Source organism: Kitasatospora sp. NPDC085464 (assembly GCF_044541955.1).
In the GTDB taxonomy this organism is placed as follows: domain Bacteria; phylum Actinomycetota; class Actinomycetes; order Streptomycetales; family Streptomycetaceae; genus Kitasatospora.
The window spans coordinates 102,257-116,470 of sequence record NZ_JBITTM010000030.1 but is presented as its reverse complement, the minus strand read 5'-3'; the positions used below and the strand labels follow the sequence as shown (position 1 = coordinate 116,470).

The following is a 14,214-nucleotide window of genomic DNA, read 5'->3' as shown; positions in this document are numbered from 1 at the left end:
CCCATTCGACCCCGATCCCCCGCCCGGCGAAAAGCACCGCCACGAAGCACCCGCCGAAAACCCCGTCGCACGGCGGCACCCGCTCGCGTTCAATACCGCCATGAGCCCCGATCCGACCGCCGTCCCGCTGCACGGCGAGCGCCTCGACCTGTTGCCGATCGCCGCCGAGCACGCCGAGGAGCTGGCGGCCGCGCTCGCCGATCCGGCCCTGCACGCCTTCACCGGCGGCCGGCCGGCGACGGCGGAGGAGATGCACGCCCGCTGCGCCCGGCTGGCCGCCGGCTCCCCCGATCCGGCCGAGCGCTGGGGCAACTGGGTCCTGCGGCTGCGCGCCGACGGCGCCCTCGTCGGCTACGTGCAGGCCACCGTCCGCCCCGAGGAGACCGAGGTCGCCTGGGTGGTCGGCACGCCGTGGCAGCGCCGCGGCCTGGCCACCGAGGCGGCCCGCGCCCTGCTGGCCCACCTCACCGCCGCCGGCGTCACCACCGCCGTCGCGCACATCCACCCGGACCACCGCGGCTCCCGCCGGGTCGCCCACGCCGTCGGCCTGCGTCCGACCGCCCACGTCCTGGACGGCGAGACCCGCTGGCAGGCCGACCTCACCCGCCCCGACCTCTTCCCGGACGTCATCGGCATGACGTTCGAGCACGCCGCCCGGCTGACCGCCGTCGCCGAGGAGTGCCGCCCGGTGCTCGCCGGGCACGGCATGGAGGCGGTCCAGCGGCTGCTCGTCGAGCGCGAGGTGAGCATGATCTCCGCGATCCTGGTCACCCGGGTCCTGCTCGGCCCGTCCGGGGTCCCGCTCCACGCGGCCCGGGAGGCCGTGGAGCTGAGCGCCGCCCGTCAGCCGGACTTCTGAACCCGGTGGGCCCGGAATGCGGACCCGGGCCGTGCGGTTTCATTGGGGCATGGCATCTCGTGCACGTGTACGCGCCCCCGAGCTCGTCGGGGCAGGCGGTTGGCTGAACACCGGCGGCAAGGAGCTCACGCTCGCCGACTTCCGGGGCAAGATCACCGTCCTGGACTTCTGGACCTTCTGCTGCATCAACTGTCTGCACGTCTTGGACGAGCTGCGGGAGCTGGAGGAGAAGCACCGCGACACCGTGGTGATCGTCGGGGTGCACTCGCCGAAGTTCGTGCACGAGGCCGACCACCAGGCCGTGGTGGACGCCGTCGCGCGGTACGAGGTGCACCACCCGGTGCTGGACGACCCGGCGCTGGCCACCTGGAAGCAGTACGCCGTCCGCGCCTGGCCGACGCTGGTGGTGATCGACCCGGAGGGCTACGTCGTCGCCCAGCACGCCGGTGAGGGCCACGCCCACGCGATCGCCCGCCTGGTCGAGGAGCTGGAGGCCGAGCACGCCGCCAAGGGCACGCTGCGCCGCGGCGACGGCCCGTACGTGGCGCCGGAGCCGACCGCGGGGGACCTCAAGTTCCCCGGCAAGGCGGTCCGGCTGCCGGACGGCCACTTCCTGGTCGCCGACTCCGGCCACCACTCGCTGGTCGAGCTGGCCGAGGACGGCGAGACGGTGGTGCGCCGGATCGGCGACGGGCAGCGCGGCCTGGTGGACGGCACCAGCCCCCGGTTCAGCGAGCCGCAGGGCCTCGCGCTGCTGCCGGAGGGCCACCCCCGTGACTACGACGTGATCGTCGCCGACACCGTCAACCACGCCCTGCGCGGCCTGCGACTCGCCGACGGCAGCGTGACCACCCTGGCCGGCACCGGCCGCCAGTGGTGGCAGGGCTCGGCGACCGCGGGCCCGGCCCGCGAGGTGGACCTCTCCTCGCCGTGGGACGTCGCCTGGTTCGACGGCCGGGTGTGGATCGCGATGGCGGGCGTGCACCAGCTCTGGGCGTACGACCCGGCCACCGGCGAGGTCGGGGTCGCGGCCGGCACGACCAACGAGGGCCTGGTGGACGGTCCGGCCGCCGAGGCCTGGTTCGCCCAGCCGTCCGGCCTCGCGGTCTCCGCCGACGGCGGGAAGCTCTGGGTCGCCGACTCCGAGACCTCCGCGCTGCGCTCGGTTTCACGTGAAACCGGGACGGTCGAGACCGCCGTCGGCACCGGCCTGTTCGACTTCGGCCACCGCGACGGCGCGGCCGACCAGGCCCTGCTCCAGCACCCGCTGGGCGTCACCGTGCTGCCGGACGGCTCGGTCGCCGTCAGCGACACCTACAACCACGCGCTGCGCCGCTACGACCCGGCGACCGGCGAGGTCAGCACGCTGGCCACCGACCTGCGCGAGCCCTCCGGCGCGGTGCTGGTGGACGACGACATCGTGGTGGTCGAGTCGGCCCGGCACCGGCTGACCAGGCTGCGGCTGCCGGAGGAGGCGGTGCGGGTCGAGTCCGTGGCGCACCGCACCCAGCGCGCGGCCACCGAGGTCGCGCCGGGCGCCCTCCGGCTGGACGTGGTCTTCTCGGCCCCGAGCGGGCAGAAGCTGGACGAGCGCTACGGCCCGTCCACCCGGCTGCTGGTCAGCGCGACCCCGCCCGAGCTGCTGGTCTCCGGCGCCGGCGCGGACAGCGACCTCTCCCGCGAGCTGGTGCTCTCCGACGAGGTCGCCGAGGGCGTGCTGCACGTCTCGGCGATGGCGGCCTCCTGCGACGACGACCCGGAGATCGAGTTCCCGGCCTGCCACGTGCACCAGCAGGACTGGGGCGTGCCGGTGAAGCTGGTCGCCGACGGCGCCCGCCGCCTCCCGCTGGTCCTCGCCGGGATGGAGTGACCCCGGCCCGCGACGACGACGGGGCCCGGCGGAGAGCGTTCCTCCGCCGGGCCCCGGTCGTGCCGGAGGAGGGGCTCAGCCCTCCAGGAAGGCCTTGATCGCGCTCGCCAGCAGGTACGGGTCCTCCGCGCCGCACAGCTCGCGCGCCGAGTGCATGGAGAGCGCCGCGATGCCGCAGTCCACCGTCCTGATGCCCAGCCGCGCCGCCGTGATCGGGCCGATCGTCGTACCGCAGGGCATCGCGTTGTTGGACACGAAGCTCTGCCACGGCACGCCCGCCTTCTCGCAGGCGGCCACGAACACCGCCCGGCCGACGCCGTCGGTCGCGTAGCGGTTGTTGACGTTGACCTTGAGGATCGGCCCGCCGTTCGGCAGCGGGTGGTGGCCCGGCTCGTGCCGCTCGCTGTAGTTCGGGTGGACGGCGTGTCCCATGTCCGAGGAGAGGCAGACGGTGCCGGCCAGCGCCCGGGCGCGGTCCTCCAGGGAGCCGCCGCGGGCGTGGATCGTGCGGTCCAGGACGTTGCCGAGCAGCGGGCTCTGCGCGCCGGTGTCGGACTCGCTGCCGGTCTCCTCGTGGTCGAAGGCGGCCAGCACCGGGATGTACGGCAGCTCGGTGGCGTCGGCGGCAGTGGCGACGGCGGCGAGCGCCGCGGTGGCGGCGTGCACCGAGAGCAGGTTGTCCAGGCGCGGGCCGGCCAGCAGCTCGCGGTCCCGGCCGAGGTAGGAGGCGGGCTGGACGTCGTGCGTCATGAGGTCCCAGCCGGCCACGTCGTCGACGGCCAGGCCGGCCCGCTCGGCGACGTAGGAGATCAGCGCGCCCTCGTCGACCGGGCCGAGGCCCCAGATCGGGGTGAGGTGGCGCTGGCGGTCCAGCTTCATGCCGTCGTTGACCTGGCGGTCCAGGTGGATCGCGAGCTGCGGCACGCGCAGCAGCGGCTCGTCCAGCTGGACGAGCCGCGCGGTGCCGTCCTTGAGCGCGAGTCTGCCGGAGATGCCGAGGTCCCGGTCCAGCCAGCTGTTCAGCGGCACGCCGCCGTAGATCTCCACCGCGACCTGCCGCCAGCCGGCCGAGCCGGTGTCCGGCAGCGGCTTGACCCGCAGGTTGGGCGAGTCGGTGTGGGTGCCGACGATCCGGAACGGGGTCTCGGGGCCCGCTCCCTCGGGGAGGTACCAGGCGATCAGCGCACCGCCGCGGATCAGGTAGCGCCCGCCGGCGGCGCCGTCCCAGGCGTCCGTCTCGGCGACCTGCCGGAAGCCCGCCTTCTCCAGCCGCTCCGCGGCGCTCGCGACCGCGTGGTACGGGGACGGCGAGGTACCGAGGAAGGCGATCAGATCGTCGCTGTGCGTCCGGTCGAAGAATGCCTGTCGGGCGGTCGACATACTGCTCCTGGGTCGAGGGAGGGCCGAAGCCGGATGGGGAGTCGGCTTCGCACCTTGAGCATATGCCCGTACACGGACAGGGCATTCGGAAGCATCCCAACCGTTCTCGACCGCGAACCGGCCACAACACCCGGTGTCCGCACGGCGGATAGTCCCTGGTCGGGCACGGTCGTCGGAGCGCGTGCAGGGCGCCGGCAGGGCGTCGGCAGGGCGTCGGAACCGCGTCGGCGGGGTACCTCCGACGCGGCGGCACGGCGCCGGCGGCACGGCGGCCGGGCGCGCACCGGGGCGTGTGACGGTCCGGCGGAAGCGGCCGGGCGCAGCCCCCGGGCAACACCGAAGGGCCCGGTGGCAGCCGGGCCCTTCGGTGTGAGGGTGTGTCAGACGGTCGGAAGGGTGGTGGCCTTAGAAGGCCTCCTCCGCCAGCTCCATGATCTCGTTGTCGATGCCCTCGGCGATCACGCGCTGCGGCGCGACGGTCGGCAGGACGTTCTTGGCGAAGAAGCGGGCGGCCGCGACCTTGCCCTGGTAGAACGGGACGTCCTTCTCCGAGGCGCCGGCCTCCAGCTTGGCCAGGGCCACCGCGGCCTGGCGCAGCAGCAGCCAGCCGACGACGACGTCGCCGGAGACCATCAGCAGGCGGGTGGTGTTGAGGCCCACCTTGTACATGTTCTTGACGTCCTGCTCGACCGAGGTCAGGTCGGCCAGCAGCTTGCCGACGATGGCCTCCAGGTCGCCCGCGGCCTTGGCGAGCAGCTCGCGCTCGGCGGCCAGGGCGTCGCCGCCGGCGGCGGAGCCGAGGAACTTCTGGATCTGCTCGGACAGCGCGGTGAGCGCCTGGCCGCCGTCCTTGACGATCTTGCGGAAGAAGAAGTCCTGGCCCTGGATGGCGGTGGTGCCCTCGTACAGGGTGTCGATCTTGGCGTCGCGGATGTACTGCTCGATCGGGTACTCCTGCAGGTAGCCGGAGCCACCGAAGGTCTGCAGGGACTGGGCGAGCTGCTCGTAGGACTTCTCCGAGCCGTAGCCCTTGACGATCGGCAGGAGCAGGTCGTTCAGGCGCTCGGCGGCCTCGTCGTGCTCGCCGCGCAGCTTGGCGGCCATCATGTCGTCCTGGGTGGACGCGGTGAACAGCACCAGCGCGCGCATGCCCTCGGCGTAGGCCTTCTGGGTCAGCAGCGAGCGGCGCACGTCCGGGTGGTGGGTGATGGTGACGCGCGGGGCGGTCTTGTCCAGGAACTGCGAGATGTCGGCACCCTGCACGCGCTCCTTGGCGTACTCCAGGGCGTTCAGGTAGCCGGTGGAGAGGGTGGCGATGGCCTTCGTGCCGACCATCATGCGGGCGAACTCGATGATCTTGAACATCTGGCGGATGCCGTCGACCTTCTCGCCGAGCAGCCAGCCCTTGGCCGGGTGCTTGGCACCGAAGGTCATCTCGCAGGTGTTCGAGGCCTTGAGGCCCATCTTGTGCTCGACGTTGGTGGCGTAGACGCCGTTGCGCTCGCCGAGCTCGCCGGTCTCCCAGTCGAAGTCGAACTTCGGGACGATGAAGAGGCCCAGGCCCTTGGTGCCCGGCTTGCCGCCCTCGGGGCGGGCCAGGACCATGTGGATGATGTTCTCGGACATGTCGTGCTCGCCCGAGGTGATGAAGCGCTTCACGCCCTCGATGTGCCAGGAGCCGTCCTCCTGCTGGATCGCCTTGGTGCGGCCGGCGCCCACGTCGGAGCCCGCGTCGGGCTCGGTGAGGACCATGGTGGAGCCCCACAGGCGGTCGGTCATCCGCTTGGCGACCTCCAGCTGCTCCGGGGTGCCCTCCTCGGCGATGACGCCGGCGAAGGCCGGGCCGGAGGAGTACATCCAGATGGCCGGGTTCGAGCCCAGGATCTGCTCGGCGAAGGCCCAGATCAGCGAGTTCGGGGTGACCTGGCCACCGATCGACTCCGGGATGCCCAGACGCCACCACTCGGCGTCCATGAAGGTCTGGTAGCTCTTCTTGAAGGTGGCCGGGATCGGGGCGGTGTTGGTCTCCGGGTCGAAGACCGGCGGGTTGCGGTCGGCGTCGACGAAGGACGCGGCGAGGTCGTTCTCGGCCAGGCGCGAGATCTCGCTCAGGATGTTCTTCGCGGTCTCGACGTCCATGTCCGCGAACGGTCCGGTGCCGTAGACCTGCTCGCGGCCGAACACCTCGAAGAGGTTGAACTCCACGTCCCGCAGGTTGGACTTGTAGTGACCCATGGCCGTTTTCTCCGGTTCGTCGCTTCCGGGAGACCGCCGCGTTCGGGCGTCCCGTACCCACCAGTAGGCATCATGATGCTACCCAGCGGTAACTTGGGCAAGCCCTCGGCGGTGAATCCGCTATGAACGTGGTCACGTCCCACAGTCGGGGCGACCACTCCTTGTCAGGATCGGCGCCAGCGCGGGCGGGTGCGCTCCCGCTAGCCTGTCCGTGTGTACGGATATGACCAGAACGCATACCCGGGAGACCCCTACCAGCAGCAGGCGGGTCCGCAGCCGGGCATGAACGGCATGCCCGGACCCGACGCCTACGGCGCGCAGGCGCCGGGGTCGCAGCAGTCCCTCTACCCGGAACCGTCCCCGCCGTCGCTGGCGGACGCCGTCCGGGCCTTCACCACCGGCTCGATGGCGGTCGAGGACTTCCAGGCGATCTTCATCACCTCGAAGGTGCACTGCCCGCGCGGCGACCGCCCCGGCTTCCTCGCGCTGCACAACACCCCGACGCCGGTGATCCCGATGTTCAGCTCGCTGAAGGAGCTGCGCCGCTACGCCGGCAAGGACTCCAAGCACTTCACCGTCACCGGCGCCGAGGTCCTGGACCTGCTGCCGACCGGCTACGGCTTCGCGCTGGACATGGAGGGCGAGCACCGGATGGTGTTCGACGCCAAGGCCGTCGAGCAGATGGTCGACTTCACCATGCGCCGCATGTACGGCTGACGGCCGCCCCCGGCCGACGACCGCCCCGGCCCACGGCCGCCCCGCGGTGCGCCCCACCCACGCCTGACCCATCCTGGAGAAAGAGGAGCCGCGCTCCTCCGTCGACATATGGTTCAACTTTCAACTTGCTTGTTGTTGAGGATTGAACTAATCTCGTGGACGTAGGCCGCAGAACACCCCCTCGAAGGAGGCCGACATGCCCGCCGTGACCGTCGACAACCCGCTGACCCTCCCGCGCGTCACCACGCCGGACGCCGCCGTCACGAGCGCCCGCCCGGTCCGCACCGTGGTCACCGCCCCCGAGGGCTACGAGGGCGAGGGCTTCCCTGTCCGCCGCGCCTTCGCCAAGATCGACACGAAGTACCTCGACCCGTTCATCATGATGGACCAGATGGGTGAGGTGGACTACGCGGCCGGAGAGCCCAAGGGCACCCCCTGGCACCCGCACCGCGGCTTCGAGACCGTCACCTACATCATCGACGGCACCTTCGTGCACCAGGACTCGCACGGCGGCGGCGGCGTCATCACCGACGGCGACACCCAGTGGATGACGGCGGGCTCCGGCCTGCTGCACATCGAGACCCCGCCGGAGTCGCTGGTGATGTCCGGCGGCCTCTTCCACGGCCTCCAGCTGTGGGTGAACCTGCCCGCCTCGGACAAGATGATCGCCCCCAAGTACCAGGACATCCGCGGCGGCAGCGTCAAGCTCCTCAGCACCGAGGACGGCGGCGCCCTGCTGCGGGTGATCGCCGGCGAGCTCGACGGCCACCAGGGGCCCGGCGCCACTCACACGCCGATCACCATGATCCACGCCTCGGTCAGCCCCGGCGCCCAGATCACCCTGCCCTGGCGCTCCGACTTCAACGCCCTCGCCTACGGCCTGGCCGGCAAGGGCTCGGCCGGCGCCGAGCGCCGCCCGTTCGGCACGGGCCAGGCGGTCCTGTTCGGCGACGGCGACTCGATCACCATCCGCGCCGACGAGAGCCAGGACTCCCGGAACGCCAACTTCGAGGTCGTGCTGCTCGGTGGCCTGCCGATCCGCGAGCCGGTCGCCTGGTACGGGCCGTTCGTGATGAACAGCCACCGCGAACTGCAGCAGGCCATGGAGGACTTCCAGGCCGGCCGCCTCGGCACCGTCCCGGCCTCCGGGAAGTAGGCCCGACCGGTGGCTCCGGCCACCGGCACGGCGGGTCGGCCGAAGGTCCCGCCTTCGACCGACCCGCCCTCGCATCGTTGCGCGGACCCGCTGCCGCGACGGACCGCCGTCGCGACGGCGGGTCCGGTCGCCTACAGCAGCGCGTACACGGCCGACGCGTCGTCGTGGGCCTTGCCGCGCGGCCAGCGCTCGCAGGCGGCGTCGGTCCGTTCCACCGCGCGGACCTGGGCGATCAGCTCGCCCGGGCCCGACTCCGCGAGCAGCCGCAGCACATCGCCCCAACTGCCCAGCCCGAAGCGCTCGGTGAAGCGCGAGGCGCCGTCGGTGAGGGCTGCCAGCGCGTGCAGCCGGTCGAGCCGGACGAAGCCGGTCTCGGCGTGCTCGGCCGCGCGCGGGCTGGCGGCCGCGATCCACGGGCCCTTGCCCCGGTTGCGGGCGGCGCGGACGGCCAGCGCGTACTCCAGGTGCAGCGCCGCCCGCTCGGCCGAGCCGGGCACGGTCGCCCAGACCTGGCGGCGCAGCTCCTCCCCGCCGGGGAAGCGCTGGTTGTCCCCGATCACCTTCGGCGGGCCGTCCTTGAACTCCAGCACCAGCAGCGAGTCGCCGAGCACCAGGTACTCCAGCGCCTCGCCGTGCCGCCGGGCCGCGACCACCATCGCGGCGGGCGTGTTGGCGTGGGCCAGGTCGCAACGGCCGCCGTGCAGCGCGGCCGTCTCCGCGATGGCGTCGGCCAGGCACTCGGCGATCGAGCGGTCCGCCCGGTCGGTGAGCCGGGCGAGCAGGTGCACGCCCAGCCGGCGGACGTACCAGGCCGTCCCGTGCCGGCACCCGGACTCCAGGCCGGCCGGCGAACTCGCGCCGTCCAGCAGGACCAACGCCTCCGGCGAGGCCGCCGCGAAGTCCTCGCTCTCCCGGTCGGGCCGCCGTGCTTCCCCTGCGAGCTGTAGCTGCATCCCGACAGTGTGGCCGCCGCCACCGGCCCGCGCCCAGACCCCTGCGCCGGTGGGCGCCGGGCCGGGGCCCGGCGCCCGGTGGCAGCCGGGGTGATTCGGCCATACCGTCGGAAAGTGACCGGACAATTCGGCCAATCGGGGCGGGTCGGGTTTGGGATCACCTTCGGGTGCCCGGGCGGCCCGTGACTGACGAGGAGCGGAAGATGTTCTGGCAGTTCATCGTGGTGGTGGCCGCCTCGCTCGGCTTTCCGACGGCCGCACTGCTGTACCTGATCGGCGGTCCGCGCTTCCCGGACGAGCAGCGCGACCGGAGCTGACCTACCCCTTCCAGGCGGGATCGCGGCCGAGCAGCGCCAGCACCCGCTCGAACCGGCCCGCGCCGTCCCCGGGCCGCAGGCCGGGACGGAAGGCCCGGCCCGGCGCCCGCGCTTCCGGGGTGTCCGGGACGGCGTCCGTCACCGCTTCCAGGACCGACAGCAGTTCCCCGTCTCCCTCCACCCGCTCGACCAGCCGGTCCTTCGTGCCGAGTGCGGCGGCGAGGTCCCAGCCGTGCACCAGGGTGTCGAGCAGGTGGAAGCCCACCGCCCGGTCGAGCGGGAAGGGGCCGCCGTCGCGGATCTCGGGCAGCCAGAGCGCCCGGCCCGCCGCGGCCGCGCCCCGGAACGCGGCGGTGAGTTCGGTGCCCGAACGGCGCACCGTGCCCGCCGGGTCCGGTCCGACCGTGACGGGCGCGAAGAGCGCCGGATCCGGGCCCGCCCCGCGCGCGGCAGCCGCGAAGCCGTGGCGCTGCCCGATCTCGTGCGCCAGCAGGTGGCGCAGTGTCCAGCCGGCGCACGGGGTCGGCAGGTCCAGCTGCTCCGGCCGGGCGCCGTCGACCACCTCGACGGCCAACTCCAGTGAGCGTGCGTGCAGTTCGACGAGCTCGACGATCTCCATGCGGTCGAGGGTACTCATCCGGCCGCGACCTCCAGGCCCGCGGCCAGGAATCCGGCCACCCGGTCGACGACGGTCGGCTCCGCGATGATCCGGCGGTGGCCGAGCCCCCGGGTGACCACCAGGTCGAGCCGCTCCCCGTACGCCCTCCGGAGCCGGTGCGCCTGGCCCAGCGGGACGACGTCGTCGTCCTCGTCGTGCACCACCAGGACCGGCAGGTCGACCTCCGCAGCCCGGCGGGCCGCGTCGTAGCGCTCCCAGCCACCGGCGTCCCCGCCGAACAGCTCGCGCTCGATCCGGGCCCGCAGCGCCCCCTCGACTTCGGCGTTCAGGCCGAGCCCGGCGCAGAACGCGGCCGGGAAGAAGCCGACCCGGGACACCCCGGCGACGGCCGCCAGCCGACCCGCCCGCAGGCCGTCGGCCAGTGCCCCGAAGGCGGCGCAGACGCCCAGCGAGTGCGCGACGACGGCCTCGAACGGCCCGTACCGCTCCTGGAGCCGCAACGCCAGCTCGCGGAACTCCGGCACGCCGGTGGTCCGGCCGCCGGAGTCGCCGTGGCCCGGCGCGTCGAAGGAGACGGCACTGAGGCCGAGCTCCTGCAGCCGGGGCACCAGGGGCGCGTACCGGGAGGCCCGGGAGCGCCAGCCGTGCAGCAGCAGGACCGGCCGCTCGCCGCTGCCCCAGCGGTAGCCCACCACCGGCTTGCCGTTCACGGTGAGCCGCTCGGTGACGGCCCGTCGGTGGACCTCCGCCTCCGAGGGTCGCACCCGGCTGCGCCGCAACGGGTGCACGAACAGTTGGTAGGCGGCCCGGCCGGCCACGCCGGGGGCGATGCGGGCGGCGGGGTTGAGGACGGTGCGGATCAGTGCCTTCGGTGCCATCGGTGCCATCGGTGCCTGGGCCGGGGCCATCGGGTCTCCCTGTCGTACGGACGGGTGTTCCTGGCGGGGTGGGGCCGTGGTGCTCGCGCTCGCGGCGAGATATTAGCACGACCGTTCGTGCAGTCTTAGGCACAGTTCCACGGGCGCGGACCGGCCCACGCACTACCCTGGGCGACACGCACAGCGACGAGAACGGGGGCGGACGATGGCCCGAACGACCACGGACGGACGGGTCCTGCGCGGCGAGGAGACCCGCCGGGCGGTCCTGCACCGCGCCGTCGGCATCGCCTCCGCCGAAGGCCTGGACGCGCTCTCCATCGGCCGGCTGGCCACCGACCTCGGACTCAGCAAGAGCGGCGTCTTCGCCGGCTTCGGCTCCAAGGAGGAGCTGCAGCTCGCCACCGTCCGCGCCGCCCGCCGGATCTTCGCCGACGCCGTCGTCGCCCCGGTCGCCGACACCCCGACCGGCCTCCCCCGGGTCCGCGCCCTGTGCGAGGGCTGGCTCGGCTACTCGCGCGCCCGGGTCTTCCCGGGCGGCTGCTTCTTCCACGAGGTCACCGCCGAGTTCGACGCCCGGCCCGGCGCCGTCCGGGACGCCCTGGCCGACTGCGCCCGGGAGTGGTCCGACACGATCGTCGAGGCCCTCGCCGAAGCCCGCACCGCCGGCACCCTGCGCCCGGACACCGACCTCGGGGACCTCGCCTTCGCCCTGATCGCGGTCCTGGAGGCGGCCAACTCCCAGGCCGTGCTGCACGACGAGACCACCCCGTACGAACGGGCCGGCCGCCTCCTGCTGCGCCTGCTGCGCGCCGAGGCCGCCGACCCGGCCGACCCGGCGCTCGCCTAACGCTCCGCCAGCACCCGCTCCAGCTCCGCCGCCTGGGCCAGCAGGCGCTCGTCCCCGCCCTCCGCGCCGACCACCTGGAGGCCCAGCGGCAGCCCACCCGGCGTCCGCCCGGCCGGCAGGCTCAGCGCCGGCCGGCCCAGGAAGCTCCACGGCAGCGACATCACCGCGTCGCCGGTGCCGTGCAGGCCCTCCGGCGCCCCGCCGGTCGCCGAGGGCGCCAGCCACAGGTCCACCCCGGCCTCCGCACCCGCCCCGGCCACCCGCTCGCGCAGCCGCTCCCGGAAGCGCAGCCCGGCCGCCCGGTCCTCGGGCGCGACGCCCCGGCCGACCCGGATGCCCGCCACCGTCTCCGGCCGGTAGAGGCCGCCGAACCGGGCGAACCAGTCGGCGTGGCTCCGGGCCATCTCGAAGCGGTTGACCGTCTGCAACCGCCGCCCCACCTCGTCGAAGTCGGGGAACAGCTCGACCCGGCGCACGGTCAGCCCGGCCCCCGCCAGCCGCTCCAGCTGCTCCTCGAAGGCGCGCAGCGCAGCCGGCTCGGCGTGCTCCAGATACGTCCCGTCCGGCACCCCGAGCACGGGCTCCGCACCGACCGCCACCGGCCGCCAGTCGTCGCAGAGCAGCGGGGCCGCCAGCGCCGCGCCCGCCAGGTCGGCGGTGAACACCCCCAGGGTGTCGAGGCTCGGCGCGTTCGGGATCACGCCGTCGACCGGGATCCGCCCGTACGTCGGCCGGAAGCCCACCACGCCGCAGTACGCGGCCGGGCGGATCACCGAGCCGACGGTCTGGGTGCCGACCGCGAGCGGCACCAGCCCCGCCGCGACGGCCGCCGCCGAACCGCTGCTGGAGCCGCCCGGCGTGTGCCCCGGGTGGTGCGGGTTGCGGGTCGGCCCGGGGGCGCTCGCCGCGAACTCGGCGGTCACCGTCTTGCCCGCGACCAGCGCGCCCGCCGCGCGCAGCCGGTCCACCACCGCGGCCTGCGGCCCGGCCAGCACCCCGGGCGGCAGCGCCGACCCGCCGTGCGTGGGCAGCCCGTCCACGTGCACGACGTCCTTGACCCCCACCGCCACGCCGTACAGCGGCGGCCGCCCGGCCGGGTCCGGGTACCGCGCGGCCAGCTCCCCCGCCTGCGCCCGCAGCCGGTCGTGGCGCCCGGGCTCCGGCACGAACGCGTGGATCAGCGGGTCCACCCGCTCGACCAGCGCACAGAAGCGGTCGACGTACTCGGGCAGTTCCGGGCGGCCCGCGCGCAGCCCGGCGGCGTCGCCGGTCAACGACCGCGGCCGGACGAGGGGCTCCTCCATGCCGGGCAACGCCGGACCGGCGGTTACGGGTGCTCGGCCGACAGGTACGGCGCCTCGCGCAGGAAGTACGCCCCGCAGGTGTGGCAGCACAGTTCCGGGGTCTTCCCCCAGTCCACCGCGTCCCGCACCGGTGCCTGCGGATCGAGCTCCCGGCCGCACATCGCCACGCTCTCCTCGCCCCGGACCACGTGCCACAGCCGCACCCCCTCGGCCGCACCGCCGGCGCCGTACTCGGCTCGCATCTGGTGCTTCATGCCCCCCATCGTCCGGCTCGCCCCCACCCCCGGCAACCCGGGAGTAGGACGCCCCGCCGACGCCCGCGAAGGCCCGCGAGCGCCCTCAGGACGCGGCCCGCAGCAGCGCGTCGTCCTGCCACTTGAGGATCTTGTCGAAGCTCACGATGGCCCCCCGCAGGGGGTGGTTGCGGAGCTGCACGTGGTCGGTGAGGGCGTGGATGAGGAAGAGGCCCCGGCCGGATTCGGCGGTGAGGTCGGGGAGGGTGTCGAGGTCGACCGGGCGGAGGGTGGGGGCCGTGGGGCGGCAGGGGAGGACGTGGGTGTCGTACGGGTGGTCGTCGCGGCGGGGGCGGTGGCCGGTGAGGACGCGGGCCGGGACGGTGGCGCGGCCGCGGCGGGAGCGGCCGGGCGCCCGGCCCGTCGCGGCCGGGCGGCTCGGGGCGGCGGCCGGGCGCCGGACCGGCGGGGCCGCGGGGGCGGGCAGGCCTGGCCCGGAGTCGGTGACCTCGATCCGCAGCCGGTCTCCGCTGATCGACGCGGTGACCTGGAAGCCGTCGTCGGGCCGCCCGGTGGCGCCGTGCTCGACCGCGTTGGCGCAGGCCTCGCTGAGGGCGACGCCGAGGTCGTCGGCGATCTGCGGGTCGACGCCCGCCGTCGCCATGGCACCGAGCAGGATGCGCCGGGCCAGCGGCACGCTGGCCGGATCGCGCTTGAGGTGCAGAGTCCACCAGATGTCCACGGGAGGTCCCTCCTGGCTGCGGCTCCACATACAACTAGGTATCTCCGGGCGATTCGGCGGTGAACCGTGCCCGGGGGCCGCTACCGCCCGTTCGGCGGATGGAC

Annotated in this window: 13 protein-coding genes; 5 read left to right on the top strand and 8 right to left on the bottom strand. The window is 74.0% G+C overall.

Going from position 1 to position 14,214, the window contains the following annotated elements:
- Nucleotides 1–100: 100 nt before the first annotated feature.
- Together ACIGG8_RS26020 and ACIGG8_RS26015 are read left to right on the top strand one after the other, a co-directional pair.
- Entirely contained in the window at nt 101–859 is a 759-nt protein-coding gene (locus ACIGG8_RS26020) for a GNAT family N-acetyltransferase (RefSeq protein ID WP_396551170.1), read from the top strand.
- Nucleotides 860–908: 49 nt separating this feature from the next.
- The gene (locus tag ACIGG8_RS26015) at nt 909–2,729 is read left to right on the top strand and encodes an NHL domain-containing thioredoxin family protein (protein ID WP_396551168.1); all 1,821 of its coding nucleotides are present in this window, start codon (nt 909–911) and stop codon (nt 2,727–2,729) included.
- 75 nt (nt 2,730–2,804) lie between these two features.
- Here the strand turns inward: ACIGG8_RS26015 and ACIGG8_RS26010 are convergent, their stop codons facing one another.
- Nucleotides 2,805–4,109, bottom strand: a complete 1,305-nt coding sequence (locus ACIGG8_RS26010; protein ID WP_396551166.1) for a M18 family aminopeptidase — start codon at nt 4,107–4,109, stop codon at nt 2,805–2,807.
- Between the two features lie 405 nt (nt 4,110–4,514).
- Nucleotides 4,515–6,344: an acyl-CoA dehydrogenase gene (locus tag ACIGG8_RS26005; RefSeq protein ID WP_396551164.1), complete on the bottom strand. Its 1,830-nt coding sequence runs from the start codon at nt 6,342–6,344 to the stop codon at nt 4,515–4,517.
- 213 nt (nt 6,345–6,557) lie between these two features.
- On the opposite strand from ACIGG8_RS26005, the gene ACIGG8_RS26000 reads away from it, so the two are divergent.
- Nucleotides 6,558–7,061, top strand: coding sequence for an SseB family protein (locus ACIGG8_RS26000; protein WP_396551162.1), 504 nt, complete (start codon nt 6,558–6,560; stop codon nt 7,059–7,061).
- Between the two features lie 196 nt (nt 7,062–7,257).
- Nucleotides 7,258–8,217 (top strand): pirin family protein, encoded by a 960-nt coding sequence (locus ACIGG8_RS25995; protein WP_396551161.1) that lies wholly within the window; start codon nt 7,258–7,260, stop codon nt 8,215–8,217.
- A 131-nt stretch (nt 8,218–8,348) separates the two neighbouring features.
- Here the strand turns inward: ACIGG8_RS25995 and ACIGG8_RS25990 are convergent, their stop codons facing one another.
- The 3 genes from ACIGG8_RS25990 to ACIGG8_RS25980 form a co-directional block, all read right to left on the bottom strand.
- On the bottom strand, nt 8,349–9,170 hold the full coding sequence (locus ACIGG8_RS25990) for an integrase (RefSeq protein ID WP_396551160.1): 822 nt from the start codon (nt 9,168–9,170) through the stop codon (nt 8,349–8,351).
- A gap of 318 nt (nt 9,171–9,488) precedes the next feature.
- Nucleotides 9,489–10,106 carry a TIGR03086 family metal-binding protein gene (locus ACIGG8_RS25985; protein ID WP_396551158.1) on the bottom strand — a complete coding sequence of 206 codons (618 nt, stop codon included), beginning with the start codon at nt 10,104–10,106 and terminating at the stop codon, nt 9,489–9,491.
- A gap of 14 nt (nt 10,107–10,120) precedes the next feature.
- Nucleotides 10,121–10,984 (bottom strand): alpha/beta hydrolase, encoded by an 864-nt coding sequence (locus tag ACIGG8_RS25980; protein ID WP_396551156.1) that lies wholly within the window; start codon nt 10,982–10,984, stop codon nt 10,121–10,123.
- Nucleotides 10,985–11,189: 205 nt separating this feature from the next.
- On the opposite strand from ACIGG8_RS25980, the gene ACIGG8_RS25975 reads away from it, so the two are divergent.
- Entirely contained in the window at nt 11,190–11,831 is a 642-nt protein-coding gene (locus ACIGG8_RS25975) for a TetR/AcrR family transcriptional regulator (protein WP_396551154.1), read from the top strand.
- On the opposite strand, the gene ACIGG8_RS25970 is transcribed toward ACIGG8_RS25975, so the two are convergent.
- From ACIGG8_RS25970 to ACIGG8_RS25960, 3 genes are all read right to left on the bottom strand, one after another.
- Nucleotides 11,828–13,135 carry an amidase gene (locus ACIGG8_RS25970; protein WP_396551152.1) on the bottom strand — a complete coding sequence of 436 codons (1,308 nt, stop codon included), beginning with the start codon at nt 13,133–13,135 and terminating at the stop codon, nt 11,828–11,830. The two genes, ACIGG8_RS25975 and ACIGG8_RS25970, sit on opposite strands and share 4 nt — an antisense overlap.
- Before the next feature lie 23 nt (nt 13,136–13,158).
- Nucleotides 13,159–13,389 carry a hypothetical protein gene (locus tag ACIGG8_RS25965; protein ID WP_350523729.1) on the bottom strand — a complete coding sequence of 77 codons (231 nt, stop codon included), beginning with the start codon at nt 13,387–13,389 and terminating at the stop codon, nt 13,159–13,161.
- A gap of 85 nt (nt 13,390–13,474) precedes the next feature.
- On the bottom strand, nt 13,475–14,110 hold the full coding sequence (locus ACIGG8_RS25960; protein ID WP_396551150.1) for an ATP-binding protein: 636 nt from the start codon (nt 14,108–14,110) through the stop codon (nt 13,475–13,477).
- Nucleotides 14,111–14,214 lie beyond the last annotated feature (104 nt).

Bases quoted from the DNA above. Each gene is read 5' to 3' on its own strand.
- ACIGG8_RS26010 (WP_396551166.1), bottom strand. From the start codon at position 4,109: ATGTCGACCGCCCGACAGGCATTCTTCGACCGGACGCACAGCGACGAT.
- ACIGG8_RS25995 (WP_396551161.1), top strand. From the start codon at position 7,258: ATGCCCGCCGTGACCGTCGACAACCCGCTGACCCTCCCGCGCGTCACC.
- ACIGG8_RS25985 (WP_396551158.1), bottom strand. From the start codon at position 10,106: ATGGAGATCGTCGAGCTCGTCGAACTGCACGCACGCTCACTGGAGTTG.
- ACIGG8_RS25980 (WP_396551156.1), bottom strand. From the start codon at position 10,984: ATGGCACCGAAGGCACTGATCCGCACCGTCCTCAACCCCGCCGCCCGC.
- ACIGG8_RS26015 (WP_396551168.1), top strand. From the start codon at position 909: ATGGCATCTCGTGCACGTGTACGCGCCCCCGAGCTCGTCGGGGCAGGC.
- ACIGG8_RS26020 (WP_396551170.1), top strand. From the start codon at position 101: ATGAGCCCCGATCCGACCGCCGTCCCGCTGCACGGCGAGCGCCTCGAC.
- ACIGG8_RS26005 (WP_396551164.1), bottom strand. From the start codon at position 6,344: ATGGGTCACTACAAGTCCAACCTGCGGGACGTGGAGTTCAACCTCTTC.
- ACIGG8_RS25990 (WP_396551160.1), bottom strand. From the start codon at position 9,170: ATGCAGCTACAGCTCGCAGGGGAAGCACGGCGGCCCGACCGGGAGAGC.
- ACIGG8_RS25970 (WP_396551152.1), bottom strand. From the start codon at position 13,135: ATGGAGGAGCCCCTCGTCCGGCCGCGGTCGTTGACCGGCGACGCCGCC.
- ACIGG8_RS25975 (WP_396551154.1), top strand. From the start codon at position 11,190: ATGGCCCGAACGACCACGGACGGACGGGTCCTGCGCGGCGAGGAGACC.
- ACIGG8_RS25965 (WP_350523729.1), bottom strand. From the start codon at position 13,389: ATGAAGCACCAGATGCGAGCCGAGTACGGCGCCGGCGGTGCGGCCGAG.